Source organism: Falcatimonas sp. MSJ-15 (assembly GCF_018918265.1).
Classification (GTDB): Bacteria; Bacillota; Clostridia; order Lachnospirales; family Lachnospiraceae; genus Falcatimonas.
This window is the reverse complement of the sequence record NZ_JAHLQC010000014.1, coordinates 73,008-95,625: the sequence shown is the minus strand read 5'-3', so window position 1 is coordinate 95,625 and position 22,618 is coordinate 73,008. Positions and strand designations below refer to the sequence as shown.

Below are 22,618 nucleotides of genomic sequence, written 5' to 3'. Positions count from 1 at the left end.
TGTGTCAGATGTCCATGCGGCAAGGAGAATCGGACGGTATCCGGAACTATGGGAATTACATGAGGAACATAAGGAAGATGTAATTAAGCGTCTGGAGCAGACTTATGGTGCTACCGATGATAAGAAGCTATTTGAAGAAAGACTTATGGAGTTAGCTGACAGGATTGCAGCAGATTATTATGAGGAATTGTTGCCGGATTTGCAGTACATGATCGAGGGCAGCTTCCTAGAAGGACTGGACGAGCAGAATGTCGGTATCCGTTTAAGAGATACTTTATCTGAGAGTATTTCTTTTACACTTTTATCTGCCTGCGGTGCAGATATGCAGGAGTATGGTTCGGAGTTTGCTTTCGATTTTATCCATGAATTTAATTCCATGGATACCCTTGCGGTACTTGGAGATGCAGCTAATGAACTTGCAAAACCGGTACTTTTAGAGATTGGAAGAACCATAAGGGCATATAACAGAAGCCACGAACAGGAACAAACAGAAAATTTATCGCAGAAAGGACTTGCAAATACTTCTGAAATAGACTACAATGCGTTAAAGCGTGAAAGCGAGAGCGGACATGAGGAATATATTGACAACAATCAAAACAGCGTAGAAAGGGGCAATAGCGATGAATCTGACATACGAAAAGAACGGGGATTATCTGATCCCGACATTACAGGCGGACATTCAGCCGGAGGGAACCGTAACAAAGTACGGAATGATGAGAGAGACTTATCTGAAGGAGAACCACAGGGGCGTGTACTCAGCGTTTCTTCTGAAAGGGACATTGAAAGAACACCTACTGACAATCCAGAAGCAGGCAGAGGAGAGAATGGAGAAGCTGACAAGCCAGATGGCGGCAACCGAGGGAGTGACAGAACAGCTCAAGGAAACCGATCAGATGCTCTGGGTAGCGAAGATGAACAGCATTCGAAACCGAGCAGAGGAAGTGGTTCTGGGAGAACTGGTTTACAGTCTGTAACAGATACCGATGAACTTCTCCGGGGAGAAGCACCGGAACCCACCTTTACACAACTCAGCCTGTTTCCTTCTTTTGAGGAGCAGGTCGGAACAGTCGCAGCAGCGGAAGCAAGTATGAAATATACCATGCCCGCTGCTTTTTCTTTGCCACAGAATGAGCTTGAAACCATTCTTCGCAGTGGTGGAGGAAAACAGCACAGCAGAAAGCGTATCTTTGCAAAGTACACAGAGGGCAGAAATGCCGAGCAGATGGTGGATTTTCTGAAAAATGAGTACGGACAGACCGGAAAAGGTTTTGAAATCAATGGAAATCCAGTATCAGTGTGGTTCGATGAGCATGGTATGAGTGTCGGCTATGGAACACAGGCAAAGGAAACACCACTTGTTACTATGAGTTGGGAAGAGGTAGAGAACCATATCCGCTCTATGATTGAAAATGGCACTTATATGAGTGCGAGTGAAGCATTTCTCGTGGATACGCAGGAGCGGAACCGTGTTGCTAATCAGATATTTTTCTTTCTTCGGGATGGCATGGATGAGATACCGGAAGAACTTGGATTAAAAGCCGGAAACTATCCGGAGAGTGAAGCAAAACTCATGGAACTTCTTTCTACCCATGAGGGCAGGGAACAGCTTAAAAATATTTTGGAAGATGCGGCAAACCGCCTTGCTTCTGGAGAAGCAGAATTAAAATGGCGGCATGTGAAATCACCGGAATATCTGTTATCGGAGATAGCAGACCTTGACAGGGAGAGACTGGAATTTCCATTGCCGGATGCGGTGGAGGTAGCACAGGAAGATTTTATCACACAGGATGAAATCGACTATGCACTTGGCAGAGGAAGCGGCTATGAGCATGGAGCTTTCCGCATTTATGAGTATTTCATGGAAGAACATGACCAGAAAGAAACAGTTGCTTTTCTGAAAAATGAATATGGCATTGGTGGTGGTTCCGGCGGACTGCCGGGTAATGATGATTCCCATAATGAACATGATGGAAAAGGTATCCGTCTGGAGAAAGGCAGTTATGGCAATCCGTATGCAAAAGTGCTTCTGAACTGGAATGTTGTAGAGAAAAGGCTTCGTGAGCTGATCAAAGAGGACAAATACTTATCTCCACAGGGAAAGGAAAACTATAAGGCTTACAAGGAAGAACAGGCAGAAAAAGCAAGACAGCGTGAGCTTTCTCGTCTGGAGCATGGACAGCGGTTAGAGTGTAAGAAAGACATTGATGCACTGATTGCTGAGAAATTCAATGGTTTTGTTCTTCCGAGGAATACCGCAGATGAGATCATAGATAAATATGGCATTGACTGTGTGGAATTTGTTCTTGCAAATACGGTTACGCATTTTGATTATGATGGTCGTTTTTCACGGAACAATAAGGACTGGGCAAAGGACATTGTTGCGGAAAATGAGTGGGAGAACAACGATCTGATTCTAAGCTCACATCCGGCAGTGCTGGACGGATTTACCAATCAGGCGAGAAGATATATCAATGTGATTCGGGAAAAAGAAAAGGAAGCACAGCAAAAGATCACGATTGATGGATATGAGTGTGTTCTGGTTGATGAGTGGGGCAGTGAAAAAGAGAAATATCTGCTTGGGAATGACATTGAGGACAGCAGTTTTTATTATGCACAGGTCAATGGGAAATCCTTTGAATACGACCATAAGCCGGAGCGTGGCGAGGTAGAAGATGATTATATCAATGCTTTGGCAGAGGAAGATATAGACCGACACGAAGCAGAAGTGTTTTCACGCTTTGATGGGACGGATGGTATCGCTGAGCCGGATGAAACTGAGCCACAACAAGAATTTTCACAAGAGGAATCGCAGAAATTATTCTGGCATGTGGTACATGATGCTGATGATGAATATGGGAATCCGACACAGTGGAGTGCCACCTTATCAGAGGGAGTATTCCTTTGGATTGATAAGGAAGTGGACGGATATGCTATTTATGATACGGCAGACACCACCCGTCCGGCATTGGAGACATTTTCGACTTTGCAGGAAGCAATGGACTGGGGCAATGAGCTTGCAGAAAGTGGCAGGGAAGCAGAAGCGGACTTTCCTGATGAAAAGGAACAGAATGTTGTTACAGAACAGACTGAAGATGAACTGGACAGTATAGATACGCAGTTTGCCCGTGAGCGTCTGGAGAATGGAGAAGCAGACCGAAAGACAGAGGAAATGCTGTCACAGGTGCTTACCGGAGAATGGGAGCCGCTTACACCTTCGGCAGAGGAGAATAAGACTGTACAGGAAATAAATGTGGCTGCACCGGATAAAAGTAACGCTGTCAATTTCCATATCAGCGATGACCGATTGGGCGAAGGTTCTCCAAAAGAAAAATTCCAGAGAAATGTTGCAGCAATCAAACTGTTGGAGCAGATCGAGGGCGAAAACAGATATGCTACATCGCAGGAACAGCAGATTTTATCCCAGTATGTCGGCTGGGGTGGTCTTGCCGATGCGTTTGACGAGAGCAAATCAAACTGGTCAGCAGAATATCACCAGTTAAAGGAACTGTTATCGCCGGAGGAGTACCGCATGGCAAGGGAGAGTACCTTGAATGCCCATTACACAAGTCCGGTCATTATTCGCCAGATGTACGAAACATTGGAGAAAATGGGATTTTCCAAAGGAAATGTACTGGAGCCTTCCATGGGCATCGGCAACTTTTTCGGTATGATGCCGGATTCCATGAAAGAGAGCAGGCTTTACGGAGTAGAGCTGGACAGCATTACCGGACGCATTGCAAGGCAGCTTTATCCGCAGGCAGATGTGCAGATCAAAGGCTTTGAAAAGACCGATTATCCGAATGATTTCTTTGATGTGGCAATCGGAAATGTGCCTTTTGGTCAGTATAAGGTGGCAGATAAGCAGTATGATAAAAATAATTTCCTGATCCATGATTATTTCTTTGCAAAGACGTTGGATATGGTGCGTCCCGGAGGTGTGGTTGCTTTTATCACAAGCAAGGGAACCATGGACAAGGCAAGTCCGGAAGTCAGAAGATACCTTGCACAAAGAGCAGACCTGCTTGGTGCAGTCAGACTTCCGAATACCGCATTTAAGGCAAATGCAGGAACCGAGGTCACTTCGGATATTTTATTTTTCCAGAAGCGTGACCGCATGGTGGAGCGTGAGCCGGACTGGGTACATCTGGGAGAGGATGCCAATGGCATTGCAATGAACGCTTACTTTGCAGAGCACCCGGAGCAGATCGTAGGAAAGATGGAAATGGTATCCGGTCCTTATGGCATGGAAAGCACCTGCAGGGCAGATGACAGCAGACCTTTTGCGGAGCAGTTAGCAAAAGCACTTCAAAACATTACAGGACAGATTGATACGATTGATCTGGATGAGGAGCTTGCGGATGACATGAGTAGGCAGAGTATTCCGGCTGATCCGTCCGTCAAGAATTTCAGCTATACCGTAGTCGATAATGAGGTATATTACCGTGAAAACTCTGTCATGAAGCCGGTGGAAGTATCAGACACCGCAAAAGAACGTATCAAGGGAATGGTGGCAATCCGTAACTGTACGCAGGAACTGATTGATATGCAGCTTGAGGAATACTCCGATGTAGCAATTAAGGAAAAGCAGGCAGAGCTTAATAGCCTGTATGATAATTTCTCTAAGAAATATGGTCTGATCAATTCGCAGACGAATAAGAGAGCTTTTAATCAGGACAGCAGTTATTGCCTGTTGTGTTCTTTGGAAAAACTCGATGATGAGGGCAATTTCAAGGGCAAAGCGGATATGTTTTCGAAGCGTACCATTAAAAGGGCAGAGGTAGTCACAAGCGTGGATACCGCAAGTGAAGCGCTGGCAGTATCTTTAGCAGAGAAAGCAAAAATCGATCTTGATTTTATGGTAGAGCTTACCGGAAAAGATAAAGATACGCTTGCCGAGGAGCTTCGTGGTGTCATTTTCCAGAATCCGCTTACCGATGTCTGGGAGACAGCAGACCAGTATCTAAGCGGCAATGTGCGTGAGAAACTTGCCATTGCAGCAACCTATGCAGAAAATCACCCGGAATATGCTCCAAATGTGCAGGCTCTTACGCAGGTACAGCCGAGGGAGCTGGACGCATCGGAGATTGAGGTGCGTATTGGTGCCACATGGATTGATCCAAAATATATCAATGATTTCATGCGTGATACGTTCCAGACACCGGAGCATTTATTCCGCAGAGATACGATTGGGGTGCAGTTTTCGGGTGTGACCGGAGAGTGGAACATTAAAGGGAAAAACGCTGACTTTGGAAATACGCTTGTCAACATGACCTATGGTACAAGCCGGGTAAATGCCTATAAGATACTGGAAGATTCCTTAAATCTGAAAGACACAAGAGTTTATGATACCATTGAGGAAGATGGAAAGGAAAAAAGAGTTCTTAATAAAAAGGAAACCATGATTGCAAGCCAGAAGCAGGAAGCGATAAGGGAAGCATTTAAGGACTGGGTATTCCGTGATCCGGAGCGCAGGCAGACACTTGTGGCAAAATATAATGAGCTTTTCAATTCCACCAGACCAAGAGAATATGACGGTTCGCATCTGAAATTTCCGGGCATGACACCGGATATTGAATTAAAGCCGCATCAGAAAAATGCGGTTGCCCATGTGCTGTATGGGGATAATACCCTGCTTGCACACTGCGTTGGTGCCGGAAAGACCTTTGAAATGACAGCGGCGGCAATGGAAAGCAAGCGTCTGGGACTATGCCAAAAGTCATTATTTGTGGTGCCGAACCACCTGACTGAACAATGGGCAAGTGATTTCTTACGGTTATATCCAGGAGCAAATATCCTTGCGGCAACGAAAAAGGATTTTGAACCCGCCAACCGTAAGAAATTTTGTTCCCGTATTGCAACAGGTGATTATGATGCCGTTATTATCGGGCATAGTCAGTTTGAAAAAATCCCGTTATCACAGGAAAGACAGGCAGCCACAATCGAAAAACAGATTGATGAGATTGAGCTTGCTATTGATCAGGCAAAAAGAGACAACGGGGAGCGTTATACCATTAAGCAGATGGAAAAATCGAGGAAAGCATTGCAGGTGCGGCTTGACAAGTTAAATGACCAGAGCCGTAAGGATAATGTCGTGACTTTTGAGCAGTTGGGTGTAGACAGGCTGTTTGTGGATGAGAGCCACAATTACAAGAACCTGTTCCTTTATACGAAAATGAGGAATGTGGCAGGCATCGCACAGACAGAAGCACAGAAGTCATCTGATATGTTTGCCAAGTGCCAGTATCTTGATGAAATTACAGGCGGCAAGGGTGTAACTTTTGCGACCGGAACGCCAATTTCCAACAGCATGACGGAGCTTTATACGAATATGCGTTATCTCCAGTATGGTACGCTTCAGAAGCTGGGACTGGGACATTTCGATGCGTGGGCGGCTTCTTTTGGGGAAACACAGACCGCCATAGAACTTGCACCGGAGGGAACCGGATACCGGGCAAAGACAAGATTTGCGAAGTTTTTCAATCTTCCGGAGCTGATTGCACTTTTCAAGGAGAGTGCGGACATTCAGACACCGGATATGTTAAAACTTCCTGTGCCGGAAGCAGAGTATGAAAATGTGGTATTAAAGCCGAGTGAATTTCAGAAAGAAATGGTGGCTTCTCTTGCGGAACGTGCTGAAGCAGTCCGGGACAGACAGGTGCAGCCTTACGAGGACAATATGCTAAAGATTACCAATGACGGAAGAAAGCTGGCACTTGACCAGAGGCTGCTCAACGATATGCTTCCGGATGAGGAAAATTCTAAAGCGGCAACCTGTGTGGAGAAAGCCTATGAGATATGGGAGAACACCAAAGAGCAGAAGTCGGCACAGTTGATTTTCTGTGATTTATCGACACCGAAGGGTGATGGCACTTTCAATGTGTATGAGGATATAAAAAACAAGCTCATGGAAAAGGGAGTGCCGGAGCAGGAGATCGCATTTATCCATGATGCCAATACAGAACTTAGAAAAGCGGAGCTGTTTGCAAAAGTAAGAAGCGGACAGGTTCGTTTTTTATTAGGTTCCACAGCAAAAATGGGAGCCGGTACGAATGTGCAGGACAGATTGATTGCACTGCATCATCTGGATGTGCCTTGGCGTCCTTCTGATATTGAACAGCAGGAAGGTCGTATTTTACGACAGGGCAACCAGAATGATAAGGTCAAGATATTTCGTTATGTTACGGAAGGTACGTTTGACAGTTATTCGTGGCAGCTCATCGAGAATAAACAGAAATTCATCGGACAGATCATGACCAGCAAATCCCCGGTGCGAAGCTGTGAGGATGTGGACGAAGCGGCACTTTCCTATGCAGAAGTCAAGGCACTTGCCACAGGTAATCCCTACATAAAAGAAAAAATGGATCTCGATATTCAGGTATCGAAGCTGAAACTGATGAAGGCAAACCATACCAGTCAGAAGTACAGGCTGGAGGATAACATCACACAACATTATCCGCATCAGATCGCCATTTTCAAGGAGCGTATCGAAGGCTTTACCGCTGATATGAATAAATATGCGAAAAATAAGCCGGAGGATAAGGAGCAGTTCTTTATGCAGGTGGGTGGAAAATCATACACCGACAAAAAGGAAGCTGGAACTGCAATCATAGCCATGTGTAAGGAGATTAAAGGCATCAATGCCAGTGCAGATGTAGGTGAATATCTTGGATTTAAGCTGAATGTAACCTTTGATTCTTTTAACAATAAATTTGTGATGAATGTCAAAGGTGCAATGAGCCACCCGATGGAAGTCGGCTCTGATCCGCTTGGAAATATCACAAGAATCAACAATGTACTGGAAGCCATGCCTTCACAGCTTGAGGAAGCACAGATGAAGCTATCCAATGTGAAACATCAGCTTGAAACAGCAAAAGCAGAGGTAGACAAGCCATTTTCACAGGAAGCAGAACTTGCCGAGAAACTGGAGCGTCTGGCAGAGCTTAATTCTTTACTCAACATGGATGAAAAGGGCGATGATGCGATTGGTATGGATGATGAAGCCGCAGAACCGGAAAAACCACAGGAAACTGTGAAAACAGTGGATAACAAAAGGGACGAGGTCGCAGATATGCCAGCAAAGCAGAGTAATCTTGGGAAAACGGCTGTGGGTGGTAAGCTGTCAGACCGACCGGCAGAACGGACTTCATTGCAAGAAAAACTCGCAGCAATGAAGGCAAGGGTGTCTGGGACACCTGCAGGAAGGGATGCAGCGGATAAGACAAAGAAAAAAGAAGAAATTTTATAGGAAAATCTATTTTATTCCTAAGTTTATTCCCAACCTGTCAGCATTATTTGGGTTGGGAATATTAAAAAGTGTTATAGCAGTTTATGTAAGGGCAGTCCGTAGTGGCTGCCTTTTATCGTACAAGATGGAGGTCGTTTATGGCAGACAACAATACAGAAAAACAGCGTGTGCAGGAGCTTACGAACAAACTGGAGCAGGGATTGCAGGACTTATTCAACAGCGATAGTTACCGCAATTATCTTAGTACAATGTCAAAATTTCATAATTACAGTTTTAACAACACGCTCTTAATTGCGATGCAAAAGCCTGACGCTACGTTAGTGGCCGGATACAAGGCTTGGCAGAAAAATTTTGAGCGTCATGTAAATAAAGGGGAAAAGGCAATCCGTATCCTTGCACCTGCACCCTATAAAATCAAAGAGGAACGGGATAAGATTGATCCGGTTACACAGGAACTTTTGCTTGATAAAGACGGAAATCTGCAGAAAGAAGAAGTTGAAGTGACCATTCCAGCATTCCGATCAGAAGATGCCGGAGAAACCAAAGACCAAGCGTCAGGAAGCAAGTTTATAAAGTTTTATGGAAAGAGCAGGTAGCAATCTATCTGCTTTTTCCCTGTTATGTGGTTATCGTAAGCAGAGAAGATTAAGTGACGAGCAGAGGGAAGTACGAAATGGTCATTTGGTGCAACAAATAGTCATCTGGTGCGGTGAATTAACGATAACAAATGCTTTTTCCGATATAATAAATAAAATATGTGATTGAAAATGAGGAAAAGCATGAACATTATTATTTGCGATGACAGTCAGAATGATCGAAAAATTTTAATAGAGCTATTGCAAAGCTATGCACAGGAAAAGAAGCAGTGTTTTGAAATGATTGAGTATGATTCAGGAGCCAGTCTTTGTGAGGATGAATCTGCATTACAGAAGTGCCAGCTTGTGTTTCTGGACATCAATATGGAAGATATGGACGGACTGAAAGCTGCTATAAAAATAAAGGAAGAGTATCCGAAGCTTCCTGTTGTCCTGGTAACTGCATACATGAATTATGCGTTGGATGGATATAAGGTAAAGGCAAGCCGGTTTCTGCTAAAGGATAATCTGACAGAAACAATCGGCGAGTGCATGGATGACCTTATTGTGGAGATTCAGAAAAACAGCCGGATTTTGGAGTTTTCCTTTGTGGAGGGAACGAGAAAGCTTCATGCAGACGACATTATTTATATTGAGACAGCCAGACATAAAAATATATTTTACACAGAAAAGGGGATTTACAGTATTTATAAAAAGCTGGATGAACTGGAAGCAGAATTAAAGGACATGGGGTTTGTAAGAATACATTTAAGCTTTCTTGTAAATATGCGTTATATTGCAAAGATCAGTAGTTATGTTCTTACTTTGACAACAGGAAAAGAGATTTCCGTTCCGAAGTCCAGATATGCACAGGTAAAGCGGCAGTACATGCTGTTTAAGGGGGAAGAGTGATTATGGAAATAGGAATGTGGTTACTTTCGTTTTTCCTCATGGCGATAGAGACATGGGGAAGTGTGTATTTTTTTGATACCTTTATGGAAAGAAAGAGAATGGGGCGTCTGGAGAGGAGCAGGTATATTGCTTTGTATTTGGCTACTGTGACCGTATCGTTCCTGGGAGAATACCTTGATTCAATGGGAATCAAGGCGTTGTTGGTAATTTTGGTTCATATAGTATTCTGCAAGGTGTATTATTGGGCAGACTGGCAACATTGCATTTTCTTTTCAAGTTTGAATTATACGATATTATTTTTGGCAGACCTCCTGTCATTACAAATCGAGAATATATTGATTATTAAGAATGAAATGTATGTTTCAGAAGTTACTTATCTGATTCTGCCTGCAAAATTGGTTTGGGTCTGTTTGATTTTTATATTGAGGAAAATATGGAAAGGAAAGAACAGCTATGAGGGGCTTTCTCATAAGGAATGGTGGAAATTTGGCATGATGCCGCTGTTTACCGTAACAGCTATGCTGCTCATGTATTACTGTTACAGCAGTGACAAAAAGGTACAAGCATCCTACCTTTTCTTCACGGTAGGATTGATTGTGATGAATTTCCTTGTCATGGAGCTGATGAAGGACATCCTTGAAAAGGGAGAACTACTACGGGAAAGTGCGCTGACAGACCAGAAGAAAGAAAGTCAGCTTGCATATTACCGGGATATGCAGACAGTATATGAGCGGCAGGGGAGAAAGATGCATGATTATAAAAACCAGATAAGAACCATACAAGTTTTGATAAAGGAAGGTGATCCGCAGGCAGCCGTTATGCTTGCCGAGCGGTTGACGGAGAGTATATTGGTGGAGATGTCAGCGGTCAATACGAACCATCCTGTCGTGAACGCAGTCCTGAACCAAAAGTTTCATTTAGCAAGGGAGCAGGGGATTTCCATGATATTCAAGGTAGGCGACATGAGTGGAATGCGGTTGGACGAGGAGGAAACGGTCATCTTGTTGTCCAACCTTCTGGACAATGCCATTCATGAGTGTGTAAAGGTCGTAAAGGCGGGGAGGAAAGCCGTCATCCACATCAAGCTGGTTCAGGAGGACGGGAAAATTATTCTCTCTGTAAAGAATCCTGTCGTGGAAAAAGTACAAATCACGGATGGCATCGTGCTGGATTCCAATGGAGGGATGCATGGCATCGGTCTGCCGAATGTAAAAGCTGTAGTGGATAAATACGGCGGAGACTTTGTCATTTCATGTGACTCAGAGAAGTTCCAAGCGGTGGTGATGCTTTAAATGTTATGGTCATTTGGCGCAATAAATAGTTACTTGGTGCAGTCCGGGTTTAAAAAGAGGGTGCATCTGCCGACAGATTTTATGAAGCGAAAAATTATTTGCGTAGGACAAAACAGGCATATAATTATATTAATCAAGGAGGATTTAATATGCAGATAACAAGGGGCAATTATTCACAGTATGCCAACATGGTGCAGCAGATGTTTGGCAATAAGAAAAATCCCAATAATCCGTTAGCTCAATGTGATTATGGAAATTTCGCACTGCGTTTCAAGCCGGTTGATATTCAATTCACAAAACCGAATTGGGATAATATTATGACGAAACGTGATAAGCTTGCAATGTCGGAGGAAGAGTTTGAGGAAGCCATAAAGGAACTTGCACAGAAGGAATTTGCTACTGGGAAGCGGGATGATGCGGCATACCGAAAGTTATGTATGCAGCATGGTGAGACAGTTTCCCCGGACAGAAAAGCCATCTATGAATCAAGCATGAGAAAGACAGGAGGAAAGATGAATGCGGCTTGTATGTTTTGGGACAACAATGGAAATAAAACATTGTCTTACAATCCTGAATCAAGGAACTGGAAAGCCATAAGCACAGAGGAAGAATTTGCAAGGGCACGTGTATTTACATCTATCTATAATGATGAACTGGCACGACTGAAAAAGGAGTATGGAGAAAACGCAAAGGGAACTGTATCTTATCAGCAGATACAGTCTGATCTGGCAACAGGCACAAAAGCACCATCTTCGGGTAGTTCACTGGATATACAGATATAATTTTTACACCCAATTCTGCAGAGGCGCATAAAACTTTGCCTCTGTGGACTGCAAGGGTGTAGGGGTGGTTCTGAACGACAGAGGAACCGTGATAATAAAAATAATTGGAGGATTAAAGGAAATGAGCGTAAATGGAATAGGGGCGGGTTCTCCCGCATGGTATGAAGCAAAAAGGACACAGAGAAATAATTCGGGAACAGGCTTTGCAAGCAAGATGGACAGTGCAGATACGGCAGGTAGCGTTCTTTCCCAAAGAGCCAGTGTGGGGACATCTGCATTGGATGCGTACCATGCATCAGTGGCTTCGGCAGTACGCAATGTGAAGCCTGCCTATGAAACATACGAATCCGAGAGTTACAGGATTGTGCCGGACAATGAGGCGGGGTGCTTTGACATCTATAATAAGCAAGGAGAAAGGATAGGTGCTTTTGATTATTCTGATATCAAGGTCAGGCAGGACAGCGCAACAGGCAAGCAGTTTTTGATTTCGGAGCATGGAACCATGAGTTATGATGCTATGGTATTGGACGGCGAGCTGAAAGATGTCCTGCAGAATGTCATGGGCGTGGAAACGCTGGAAACGGAGGAAATGCAGGGATTTACCTTAAAGACACATTCCGGCACAGGGCTGCAGTATCTGGTGCGGGATGGTGAGGAAGGCCGCGGCGGGAAAGTCCTTTTGCAGAGTGAGGCAGACAGGGAAAGGTATGAGGCTCTTGCGGAGACCTACTTCAATAAATATCCCAATCTGATCCACGATAAGAATGCCGCTTACATATGGGCTGATCTGGAGATAAAGGGGCTGGCGCAGCACACGAAGGATGGCATTGTCTCTATGGGCTTTAACGGGATGTCCTATAACGACAATGCAGATTATAAGAACAACTGGAGCGTCCTGTTTTCGGAAAATACCTATAAGGCGGTTTTTGACTGGCGGCAGAACAACAGGGGCAGCATTGAGGAAATGCAGAAGTTCGCCACATGGCAGGATGTGTTTGATAGCATTGGCAGCCGCTATGAGCGGATATGGTCTGATGAAGAGGAAAAGCAGGGATATCTGAATAACTGATAAGCCATAGCCTGACAAGGCAGTGCAGGTATTCCCAGCGTTTCGGTAAAAAGGAGAGAGAAAAATGGATATTACAGGAATAACAAAAAGCCATCAGACGGGCATTCAAAGGTCAGGAAAGAAGGACTGGAAATTATCGGATTGTCTCCGGGAAACGATTACGGCATACGCCAGGGAGGATGCGGCGAAGAACGTCTATATGGGAAATAAGTTCCTCGCCCTGCGGAAAAGCGAGGTCGCCAAAGTCGCGCCGGACAGGGCGGCGCTGATGGGAAAAGTAGATATGAAGGAGATACGGGAGGCGGACGAGCGGTGGTTGCGCCTCCTGTTCGGGGAGCCGTATGAAGCTAAGTTCCAGAGTTCCGCCATCCATGTGTATGACGAAAACGGTGACGAGATACTGACCTACACGGCGGGCGTGGGCTGGCATGAGAAGGAGTCGAAAGCGGAAACGCAGGTACACGGGGCTTTGAAGGCTGCCTACTATGATGCGTACCATGCGGCAAGGCAGGAGATAAAATCCGGGATGGGAGTGCAGGGCAGATTTGACGCGAGGGCATAGGTTATGATTGGAAGATTAGAAAAGAGGATATTTTTATGAAGAAAAGAATAGCATTGTACATTATAAGTTTGATTGTCGTATTTTTACTTTCCGCTTGTTCTTCACAGAAAGTAGCAGATCCTATTGTTTTGCCGGAATTGGGAGATTTGACTTCTATTTCTGTTGTAAGCGGTGATATAACTGCTACTTCTATTGATAAACAGTGGATGGCAGATATTATGACTATTTTGACGGATATGGAATCAACAAGCCAATCGAGTATAAATGATGTCCCAAATGTTGAAGGGTATATAACTATAAATCTTAACTGTTCTGATGGCTCAGTAAAAACAGTGTTCTTTTATGAGGAGAATGGAAAAGAGTATGTTGAACAGCCATATCAGGGTATATATATGCCTGCTTCTGAGCTTGGTGGAAAAATAACAGAATTGCTGGAATCTCTTGATTCTTAATGTGATAGCAGGAAATAGAACTAGATGGGCAGGTTTTTCCGGTTTCTGGCAGAACGAAAGCACCACATGAAGAAAACCAATAGTACACAAACGATAAAAGGGAACTGGCAGGATGACGTTGGAAATTTCCAGCACTTATATTAAAGACAGCAAATGAAAGCGATACATACATTTTGGCGGGTGTGCTGCGTTACACAATGGATGTAGATGTAGTACACTCATTTTTTATGTGTAAATGGTAAGATACGGCCCTATTAGAGAGGCAGCAGCATGGAAGATATGTAGACGCTGTTACACTTTAAGCCAATATGGAAGGTACATGTTTCAAATGGAAAATACCAAAATCGGTATTGCTTTCCATGACGATGGTACAACAAGCTTCTTCGCAGAATTGGAAAAATCCAGTGCGAAACAGAGAGAACACATTGAGGAAGCCAGAGAAGAAAAACGTGCCGAGAAAAAGGCTGCGGAAAAGAAAGCCGAGAAAGAACTTCAAAATTATGCAAAAAGCAGTACGGATACCAAAAGGACTTCTGTTTGGGCAGACAGCTTGGAGGAACTGATTGAAAAGATAAAAGCAGTGGATTGGGAAAATGTGAAAGCAGAAAAAACGCCTGAAAATGGAAGCAGATTTGACTATAGTATCTAAATATGCTTTGGGGATTGATGTATCCGCAAGGAATATTTTCTGCCGTATACACAATAGATAGTCTTTCTGCTTAACAGAGCTTCAGTAGTAGATAAAAGTAATAAGGCAGGTGATGTGTATGGGAAAATGCTAGTTCTGACATTTGAGGATAATGAGGATGCTATGATGAACCGCATATTATCGTTTATAAATACCAGAGATGAAATCACTCAGATGTCAGGTTTAAATAATCATTTGTTGAATTTCAAAGGTCTTATGATAGATGAGGTTCAACGTGTGATCATTCGGAAAAATCAAGAGATAGAGCTTACATATACCGAGTTTGAAATCTTGAAGCTTCTTGCAAAGCATCTAGGAATAGTGTTCAGCAAGGAACAGATTTATGATATTGTTTGGAAAGAATCTTATTCCGGCGATTACAACATTGTCATGAGCCATGTCCGGAATATTCGGGAGAAGATAGAGGATAACCCAAGCAAGCCGATCTACATACAGACGGTATGGGGAGTTGGTTATCGGTTCAATAAAAATTTAATAGCATAGAAACAGGCAATTAAGAAACAAAATCTTAGTTGTCTTTTTTATTTGTAAAAAACATTTACAGCGACAGGAGCAGAAAGGAGACAGGAGTACATTGCAGAAATCAAAACGAATACGGGCAGTAATGATAAAGGTTTATAAGTGAATATCGTAATTATGCAAAGGCAGTCAATATGGCTGCCTTTTGTCATGTAAAAAATAAGCAGATGGAGGAAATATAATGGCAGACGCTAAAACAGAAAAACAGAAAGTACAGGAAATAACGGAGAAGCTGGAGCAGGGTATCAAGGAGCTTTTTGAAAGCGAGAAGTACAAGACCTATCTGAATACCATGTCAAAATTTCATAATTACAGCTTTAACAATACTATGTTAATTGCGATGCAAAAGCCTGACGCTACGTTAGTGGCTGGATACAAGGCTTGGCAGAAGAATTTTGAGCGTCATGTAAATAAAGGGGAAAAGGCAATCCGTATCCTTGCACCGGCACCCTATAAAATCAAAGAGGAGAGAGATAAGATTGATCCGGTCACACAGGAACTTCTACTTGATAAGGACGGAAATCCGCAGAAAGAGGAAGTCGAGATAACAATTCCGGCATTCCGTGCGGTGTCTGTTTTTGATGTTGCGCAGACAGACGGAAAGCCGATACCGGAACTTGCAGCAAAAGAACTTCTTTCAGATGTGGAAGGCTATCAGGATATGATCAAAGCGATAGAAGCCATTTCACCAGTACCGATTGAACTGGAGGAGATAGCCGGAGATTCCAAAGGCTATTATGACAGGGTAGCAAAGCGGATTGCGGTACAGGAAAACATGAGTGAGAGCCAGACCTTAAAGACCATGATTCATGAAGTGGCTCATTCCAAGCTGCACAGCAAGGAAGTGGAGCAGGATGAGCAGATGCGAAAAGACCGCAATACCAAAGAAGTGGAAGCGGAGAGTGTGGCATATACCGTTTGTCAGCATTTTGGTATAGACACCTCTGATTATTCTTTTGGGTATATTGCAGGATGGAGCAGCGGAAGAGACACCAAAGAACTTAGATCTTCCATGGATACGATACGGAAAACAGCATCGGAACTGATTACCGGGATAGAGGAACAATTACAGGAATTGCAAAGGGACAGGGAAGTATCACAGGAACAGACAAAGGAAAGCATTCTTCTGATACAGAATACCGATCTTTCAGAGTTCAGCCTGCTTGATGTATATGGCATGGACAGACTGGAACTGATGCAGGCATTGTCAGAAATGACAGACGATGACAAGCTGAGCATACAGGCGTATTTGGAAAGCAGGGGTGCATGGACAACGGAAATCGGCAATCAGGATTCCAGAGAGTACGGAGAGTATCATCTGGATGTACGTTATAACACAGATACAGATGAGCTGATTGATATGAAGGAGAGAAAGGCGGTCTATGATAAGGCAATGGAGCCGATCAATGCCGATGATGTGGTTGTTAAGTTCGCTTCCATTTTTGAAAGCGAATGGGAGGTTTTGAAAATCACAAATATGTTGAGGGATGATGTCGGAAAAATGCTCAAAGATATGGCTTCTCTTGATGAAAAAGAATGGGATGGCAATTACCTTTCATATATGGAAAAACAGGGAGCGGAAATCACGTTACTTGCGTCCAGTAGTAAGGAATTAAATGGAAATATGCCGGACTTTTGGGATTATGAATACGATTTTGATGCAGGTCTGACGGATGCGGAGGAATTGTCTGTCATGCAACAGGCGGAGCATATCATTAACCGGTTGGAGCATGGACAGCCTGCCTTTTCCGATGATGAAAGAAATCTGATTGTAAATTATGCTTATAAGCTGAGCAATGTGGAGAAAACAAGGGAGCTTGCAGAACATATCTATGCACAGGAAGTGGATGGAAATCAGGATGTTGCATTAGCAATGGTTGATGCACAGGCAGAAATCGACGCACTTCCGGATAGCATGGTTGGAATATCTGAAATGCAGGAGTATGGCTATACATGGAATGAAATGCTTCCGCTTACGCAGGAGAGGGCATTGGAACTATTTGACCATGATTTGCCTGTGTATCTTTTGCATACGGATGGTTCCGAGAGTACTGTAGCTGATAGAAAACAGATTTTAGAGCATGATGGAATGTGCGGAATAGAAAAAGGGGACTGGCAGAATGAACGGAAACTTCTCATGATGCAGGAAGAATTATCAGAGAGTGATTCCAACAGGGAAACACAGCTTTTATATGGAAATACCGATAAATACGGTATTTACCAGTTAAAGGATAATCCCGAACTGAACAAGTTCCGTTTTGAGGGAACGGAAAGCCTGAAGCGTATGGGAATAACCAAGGACAATTTTGATGCGGGATTGCCGGAAAATTACAAACTGGTGTATCTGGGCGAACTGTCAGAATTGCAGGGACGGACGCAGTCGGAAACATTGGAAGCAATCTATACAAAGCTCAATATTGATCATCCGGCAGATTACAAGGCACATTCCCTGTCGGTCAGCGATATTGTGGTATTACATGAGAACGGAGAAAACAGCGCACACTTTGTAGATTCTTTTGGATTTACAGAACTGCCGAAGTTCATGCTGACACTGGAGGGAAAGGAAAATGAGATAGAGACGGAGCTTGCGGTTCATATCGCAGACCGTTATATCCTCATGCATGAATGTGATGAGGGATACGATTACTCCATTCTGAATGAGCAGTACCATTTACTGGATGGCGGCGTTTATGACAATCCGGATATTACCATTCGCAGGGCAATGGATATGGTGATTGCAGATTTGAAGGAACCGAGATTTTCAGTTGTGACCGAGCAATATTATCGTGACGAGTATTTGCAGGGCGAAGTATATGCTGGTTCAGAGGTTGAAATTGTAGATTATGAGGAACTTTCGGAGAAAGCCGAGGAAGTGGAACAGGCAGATTTGGAAGCAAAGCAGGCAGAATTTAGAGAGAACAATCTGGATGTGGTTGCAGATTTCCGGGCAAAGACAGAAGAATTGTTTCATAGTCTGGACGGACAGAGTGCGGACGATATAGAAAAAACGGTATATGCCTATGTACAGTCGCAGATAGACGAGTATGGACTGGATGCACAGATTGTTGATGTGGTGGTATCCGGAAGCCGATGCAGAGGTATTGAGCAGGAAAATTCGGATTTGGATGTAGTTGTGGAATACACAGGCTCAACCAGAGAAGATGACCTTTTCAATATGCTACATGAGGACAGCATTTATATCGCTGGTATTCAGGTGGATATTAACCCGATTACAGAGAGCAGAACCGGAACATTGGAGACTTATCTTCCGGAGGTGGAAACTTACCTGCAGGAGAAGGCACAGCAGCAACAGGTCAACACCCAGTTTGTAACACAGGAGCTGGAACAGGAAACGGTAGAGCATACGGAACTGGCAAAGGAACCTGTTATTGAGCCGGAGACCGTCCATATGACATTTACAGTGGCAGAATGTGGCGAATTTCACAATATGGGAGAATATCATGAGGGGATAGAAACGATTGAGGAAGCCATTCAGATTTATCAAGCCATTGATCCGTCCCGGATGAACGGTATCCCTTCGATTGGTGTGAATATGCACATCGAGGGAACAGAAGAATGGGAAGATGAGCAGGCGGACATTTTGAGTGGAAAGTGTATTGATGTCGATTATCTGAATTACACACCGGAGCTTCGGGACACTCCGAAAGTGCAGGACGCACTAAAGAAATTGATTGTAGCCTTTCCAGAGAAAGAGGTCAATGACCGGGAAACAAAAGAGCAGAAAATACAGGCACTTGCGGCAGAACTTGATCAGCTATCTTATGAGATTGATACATATGGATATAGAGATTCGGTATCAGACAGAGAATCACAGATACAAATGATTGCTGATGATATAAGAACTGGCAATGTGAAACCTCTAAGTATTTTCTTACAGGCATCTATTGACGAGGGGATAGACGAGGACAGTGAAAGGCAGGCAAAGGAACTGCTTGTGAAATTGGCAGAATACAAGCCGCTTGCTAAGATTGAGGAACTGGAGGAGCAGAATTATAACATGATTGATGAGAGGCTCAACAATGGCGTGGAGAAATTCAATCGTGAGGAAGAAAAGAAAGAACAGCAGGAAAAACCGGAAGCACGTTCTTCCTTAAAGGAGCGACTGGCAGCCAAGCAGAAGGAAGCAACACAGGGAAACAATAAGGATACGAAGGAACTGGAAAAATCAAAAAATTCACATAGGGAGATGTAGGATGATGAATAAATTCACAGTAGAAGAAATCAATTTCATGTGTGTTTTTGAGGCACAGAATAGAATGGAGATGATGAAAGAAATCAGACGGATAATGCCGCACATAAAGGACAGCGATATGGAAGATCTTGCGGGACAGATGCTGAGAAAGTTAGATGGCATGACGGATAAGGAATTTGCGGAAATTTCATTAGAAGCGGTAGAAGAATAGCGGTAGCGAGTGGGTAGTCGGTTGCAATGGCTGGCTGCCTGCTTTTTTATTTTGGCAAATTTTTGACATGTAAAATTGATTGAGAAAAATCATGGGGTAAGGTATAATTTCGGTATGAGTCATGAGATCAGATGAAAAATGAATGTTTCTATTTTAGAAAATACCTGACAATTATAGACAGTTTGGAGGTTCTAGTGTGAAAAATGAAAAATTAGAAATAATAGAAAGTAACGAATTTCAAAATTTATTTGATAAATCAAAAAAGCTGATTGACAGTGCCAGAAGTAATATGGGACAAATGGCAAATGCAATTACCGTTCTTACCAGTTTTCTGCTTGGAAGATATATTATCGAGCAGGAACAACAGGGAGCAGAAAGAGCTAAGTATGGAGCAAAAGTCCTGGATTCCTTGTCATCATATTTGACAGAAGAATACGGAAGAGGTTTCTCAAGAAGTAATGTTGCGGGAATGCGGCAGTTCTATATGGCTTACAAAGACAGAGAGAATGAAATTATCCAATCGGGAATTGGACAATTTGAACAGGCTTTTGGAATTGTCCAATCAGGAATTGGACAATTAGAGACGGTATATAAAAAAATGCCATTTAAGTTGAGCTGGACGCATTATCAGATTCTTATGCGTATAGAAGATAAGGATGAAAGAGATTTCTATGAGAAGGAAGCAATACGGTCTAACTGGAATGTAAGTACCCTGAAAAGACAATTCCATTCCAGTTTATATGAAAGACTTGCCCTGAGCAGGGATAAAAATGATGTGATGCGATTGGCAAATGAAGGAGCTATTCCGCAGAAACCGGAAGATATTTTGCATACGCCATATGTATTGGAATTTGCAGGACTGGAGGATAAAGCATCATATCATGAAAGTGATTTGGAATCAGCCGTAATAGGAAAAATGCAGAAATTCCTTCTTGAATTAGGAAAAGGCTTTCTCTTTGAACAGCGGCAAAAGAGATTTACATTTAATGACAAAAATTTTTATGTTGATCTGGTTCTGTATAACAGGCTTTTAAGGTGTTATGTTTTGATTGATTTTAAGATTGATGAGCTTACACATCAGGATTTAGGACAGATGCAGATGTATGTAAATTATTATGATCGCTATGAAAAAATTGAGGGAGAAAATCCAACAATAGGTATTTTACTCTGCAAGCAAAGTGATGAGGCTCTGGTAGATTTGACACTTCCGGAAAATGCTAATATTTATGCAAAAGAGTATAAATTATATTTGCCGGATAAGAAACTGTTACAGAAAAAATTAAAAGAATGGTTAGATGAAGAACAAAATTGATTCAGAGGGGAGAGTGCTATCTATGGGATAGGATTCTCCCCCATTTTTATAAGCTGTGATTTCTGTTTTTGGTCTGTTGTGCCTGCACCGGATCGGGCTGTGTCTGACCGAGGTATTGATTCAGATTTTCCAGTTTTCGGTTTAATGATTGAACATCTTTTTCACATTTCTTGTAGGTGGAAGTCAGTTCATTTTTCTGTTTCATTAGTTCCTGATATTCCGCTTTTAGCTTATCAACATTCAATCCTTTTAAGTTTATGCCAGTCTGCTCAAGTACACGTCGTGCACCGCCATATAGAATGAGCTGGCTTTCGTATCGGCGGAAATATGCCTCTGGGTTCTTTGACTTTTTGTAGGCGATGTGATAGGAGCGGTTGGTTTTGTACTGCTCGGCATATTTGATGATTTCCGCAAGGTCTTTCATGTGGTGTTCCAGTTCCACAACGCTCTGCTTGGCAGATCTTCCGGCTTCGGTTTTTACAGTAATCTTATGCTCCAGATCGGAGAGAGAACCGGCTTCGTTATAGCTTTGTGCGGCGGTCTTTAAATTCTCGATTGCCGCCCATTGTTGCAGTCCGGGACTGTTCTGGAATTTCTCATCCGAGGTGTCAATGATCCTGCGGGCAGAGTAATCTTTTTTCGGGATCACTGCCTTTCGTTCCCGTTTCTTTTCAATGCGTTCCCGGATACGTTCTTTTATGTATTCTTTCCCTAAAGACCTCGCACTGCCACGCACAAAACGCTCTTTATCGAGAGGGCGGAAAGAGATATATTTTGCGGCATCTTCTCCAAAAGTTTCCCCTTTGATTTCGTAACCTTTTGCCCGCATCAGAAGCAGGAATTCTTCATAAGTGGAAGCCGACTTGATACAGAAATTGATGTCCCGTCTTAGCTGTGTTTTCCAGGTCGAACCATTCTGATCAGACTGCCATTCCTTGTATTTTTTGCCACGCTCACCGCCGGGAATGATGACGGAAAGATTGTGTTCCTTGCACAGCTCATCACTCAGGTGGCGGATGCGGTGGTAGGTCTGTGTGCAGTCGTGATATTTGTTATGCTCGATGTTATCAGCAGCACAAAATATGATGTGATTATGAACATGCCCTTTATCAATGTGTGTGGTGAGGACATACGAATATTTCCCTTCTAAAACTTTGTCAGCAAGTTCTTTTCCAATGCGGTGAGCTTCCTCATAACTGACTTCTCCCGGAGCAAAAGCCTGTATCAGATGGTAGGCTTTGTTAGGACTGTTCTCCCGGCAATGGTCAAGGGTGTACTTAAAGTCAATCGCTGCTGTTTCTGGCGCACACGCATAAGATGAAACATAGATTTGCTCATCTGTTTTGTCGGGATTGCAGATGTAATCTATTGCTTTATCAACGGTTGCTTTGATAGCATGGATTTTTGTGTATGCCATACTTTATTCATCAACTCCTTTACTTCATTCATATCGTCCTGATAGATGTTTCCGATACTGTTTACCCGCTTTGCAATCTGATTCAGACTTGAGTTGATTCGTCCAAGCTCTGTATTATAATTTCGCAGATAACTGTAATCGACATCATACACATATCCATATAAAATCAGTTTGCGTAAAAAGGCTGACATGCTTTTCATGCCGGATGCTTTGAACTTGGTATTGAGAATGTACTGCTCATCATCACTGAGATAAAATTGCACCGGATTAGTGCGGTTTCGGTTTGCCATTGTGCCACGTCCTTTCTAAATTTGGGTACAAAAAAACTGCTGTAAAATGTTCGATTTT

Annotated in this window: 15 protein-coding genes and 1 pseudogene; 14 read left to right on the top strand and 2 right to left on the bottom strand. The window is 43.2% G+C overall.

The annotated features are described in order from the left end of the window. Window positions 1–620 precede the first annotated feature (620 nt). The 14 genes and pseudogenes from KQI85_RS16635 (at window position 621) to KQI85_RS11690 (ending at window position 20,853) form a co-directional block, all read left to right on the top strand. A complete protein-coding gene (locus KQI85_RS16635) occupies window positions 621–974 on the top strand; it encodes a TnpV protein (RefSeq protein ID WP_253293862.1) in 354 nt (117 codons plus the stop codon). A gap of 113 nt (window positions 975–1,087) precedes the next feature. Further along, window positions 1,088–8,245: a DUF3849 domain-containing protein gene (locus KQI85_RS11750; RefSeq protein WP_371820615.1), complete on the top strand. Its 7,158-nt coding sequence runs from the start codon at window positions 1,088–1,090 to the stop codon at window positions 8,243–8,245. A 101-nt stretch (window positions 8,246–8,346) separates the two neighbouring features. Next, window positions 8,347–8,766: pseudogene (locus tag KQI85_RS11745) on the top strand (ArdC family protein); the annotation flags it as partial. A 258-nt stretch (window positions 8,767–9,024) separates the two neighbouring features. After that, entirely contained in the window at window positions 9,025–9,732 is a 708-nt protein-coding gene (locus KQI85_RS11740) for a LytTR family DNA-binding domain-containing protein (RefSeq protein WP_253293857.1), read from the top strand. A gap of 2 nt (window positions 9,733–9,734) precedes the next feature. Then, window positions 9,735–11,024, top strand: a complete 1,290-nt coding sequence (locus KQI85_RS11735; protein ID WP_216576270.1) for a sensor histidine kinase — start codon at window positions 9,735–9,737, stop codon at window positions 11,022–11,024. Between the two features lie 149 nt (window positions 11,025–11,173). Next, the gene (locus tag KQI85_RS11730) at window positions 11,174–11,806 is read left to right on the top strand and encodes a hypothetical protein (RefSeq protein WP_216576269.1); all 633 of its coding nucleotides are present in this window, start codon (window positions 11,174–11,176) and stop codon (window positions 11,804–11,806) included. 121 nt (window positions 11,807–11,927) lie between these two features. After that, a complete protein-coding gene (locus KQI85_RS11725) occupies window positions 11,928–12,875 on the top strand; it encodes a hypothetical protein (RefSeq protein WP_216576268.1) in 948 nt (315 codons plus the stop codon). Between the two features lie 64 nt (window positions 12,876–12,939). After that, window positions 12,940–13,437: a hypothetical protein gene (locus tag KQI85_RS11720; RefSeq protein ID WP_216576267.1), complete on the top strand. Its 498-nt coding sequence runs from the start codon at window positions 12,940–12,942 to the stop codon at window positions 13,435–13,437. Window positions 13,438–13,472: 35 nt separating this feature from the next. Next, window positions 13,473–13,889 carry a DUF5301 domain-containing protein gene (locus KQI85_RS11715; protein ID WP_178869326.1) on the top strand — a complete coding sequence of 139 codons (417 nt, stop codon included), beginning with the start codon at window positions 13,473–13,475 and terminating at the stop codon, window positions 13,887–13,889. Window positions 13,890–14,217: 328 nt separating this feature from the next. Next, a complete protein-coding gene (locus tag KQI85_RS11710; protein ID WP_178869328.1) occupies window positions 14,218–14,538 on the top strand; it encodes a DUF6033 family protein in 321 nt (106 codons plus the stop codon). A gap of 126 nt (window positions 14,539–14,664) precedes the next feature. Next, window positions 14,665–15,081, top strand: coding sequence for a winged helix-turn-helix domain-containing protein (locus KQI85_RS11705; RefSeq protein ID WP_216576281.1), 417 nt, complete (start codon window positions 14,665–14,667; stop codon window positions 15,079–15,081). A 217-nt stretch (window positions 15,082–15,298) separates the two neighbouring features. Then, a complete protein-coding gene (locus KQI85_RS11700) occupies window positions 15,299–19,330 on the top strand; it encodes a YodL domain-containing protein (protein WP_216576266.1) in 4,032 nt (1,343 codons plus the stop codon). A gap of 1 nt (window position 19,331) precedes the next feature. Beyond that, window positions 19,332–19,541, top strand: coding sequence for a transposon-transfer assisting family protein (locus KQI85_RS11695; RefSeq protein WP_371820614.1), 210 nt, complete (start codon window positions 19,332–19,334; stop codon window positions 19,539–19,541). A 196-nt stretch (window positions 19,542–19,737) separates the two neighbouring features. Next, window positions 19,738–20,853: a PDDEXK nuclease domain-containing protein gene (locus tag KQI85_RS11690; protein WP_216576265.1), complete on the top strand. Its 1,116-nt coding sequence runs from the start codon at window positions 19,738–19,740 to the stop codon at window positions 20,851–20,853. A gap of 46 nt (window positions 20,854–20,899) precedes the next feature. Here the strand turns inward: KQI85_RS11690 and KQI85_RS11685 are convergent, their stop codons facing one another. Both KQI85_RS11685 and mobC read right to left on the bottom strand, forming a co-directional pair. After that, window positions 20,900–22,270, bottom strand: a complete 1,371-nt coding sequence (locus KQI85_RS11685; RefSeq protein WP_216576264.1) for a relaxase/mobilization nuclease domain-containing protein — start codon at window positions 22,268–22,270, stop codon at window positions 20,900–20,902. Continuing rightward, entirely contained in the window at window positions 22,219–22,560 is a 342-nt protein-coding gene (gene mobC, locus KQI85_RS11680; protein ID WP_216576263.1) for a plasmid mobilization relaxosome protein MobC, read from the bottom strand. The genes KQI85_RS11685 and mobC overlap by 52 nt, the downstream gene beginning before the upstream one ends. Between the last annotated feature and the right edge of the window lie 58 nt (window positions 22,561–22,618).

Excerpts from the sequence above, each read along its gene's own strand:
- KQI85_RS16635 (WP_253293862.1), top strand. The coding sequence starts at position 621 with ATGAATCTGACATACGAAAAGAACGGGGATTATCTGATCCCGACATTA.
- KQI85_RS11750 (WP_371820615.1), top strand. The coding sequence starts at position 1,088 with ATGAAATATACCATGCCCGCTGCTTTTTCTTTGCCACAGAATGAGCTT.
- KQI85_RS11740 (WP_253293857.1), top strand. The coding sequence starts at position 9,025 with ATGAACATTATTATTTGCGATGACAGTCAGAATGATCGAAAAATTTTA.
- KQI85_RS11735 (WP_216576270.1), top strand. The coding sequence starts at position 9,735 with ATGGAAATAGGAATGTGGTTACTTTCGTTTTTCCTCATGGCGATAGAG.
- KQI85_RS11730 (WP_216576269.1), top strand. The coding sequence starts at position 11,174 with ATGCAGATAACAAGGGGCAATTATTCACAGTATGCCAACATGGTGCAG.
- KQI85_RS11725 (WP_216576268.1), top strand. The coding sequence starts at position 11,928 with ATGAGCGTAAATGGAATAGGGGCGGGTTCTCCCGCATGGTATGAAGCA.
- KQI85_RS11720 (WP_216576267.1), top strand. The coding sequence starts at position 12,940 with ATGGATATTACAGGAATAACAAAAAGCCATCAGACGGGCATTCAAAGG.
- KQI85_RS11715 (WP_178869326.1), top strand. The coding sequence starts at position 13,473 with ATGAAGAAAAGAATAGCATTGTACATTATAAGTTTGATTGTCGTATTT.
- KQI85_RS11710 (WP_178869328.1), top strand. The coding sequence starts at position 14,218 with ATGGAAAATACCAAAATCGGTATTGCTTTCCATGACGATGGTACAACA.
- KQI85_RS11705 (WP_216576281.1), top strand. The coding sequence starts at position 14,665 with ATGCTAGTTCTGACATTTGAGGATAATGAGGATGCTATGATGAACCGC.
- KQI85_RS11700 (WP_216576266.1), top strand. The coding sequence starts at position 15,299 with ATGGCAGACGCTAAAACAGAAAAACAGAAAGTACAGGAAATAACGGAG.
- KQI85_RS11695 (WP_371820614.1), top strand. The coding sequence starts at position 19,332 with ATGATGAATAAATTCACAGTAGAAGAAATCAATTTCATGTGTGTTTTT.
- KQI85_RS11685 (WP_216576264.1), bottom strand. The coding sequence starts at position 22,270 with ATGGCATACACAAAAATCCATGCTATCAAAGCAACCGTTGATAAAGCA.
- mobC (WP_216576263.1), bottom strand. The coding sequence starts at position 22,560 with ATGGCAAACCGAAACCGCACTAATCCGGTGCAATTTTATCTCAGTGAT.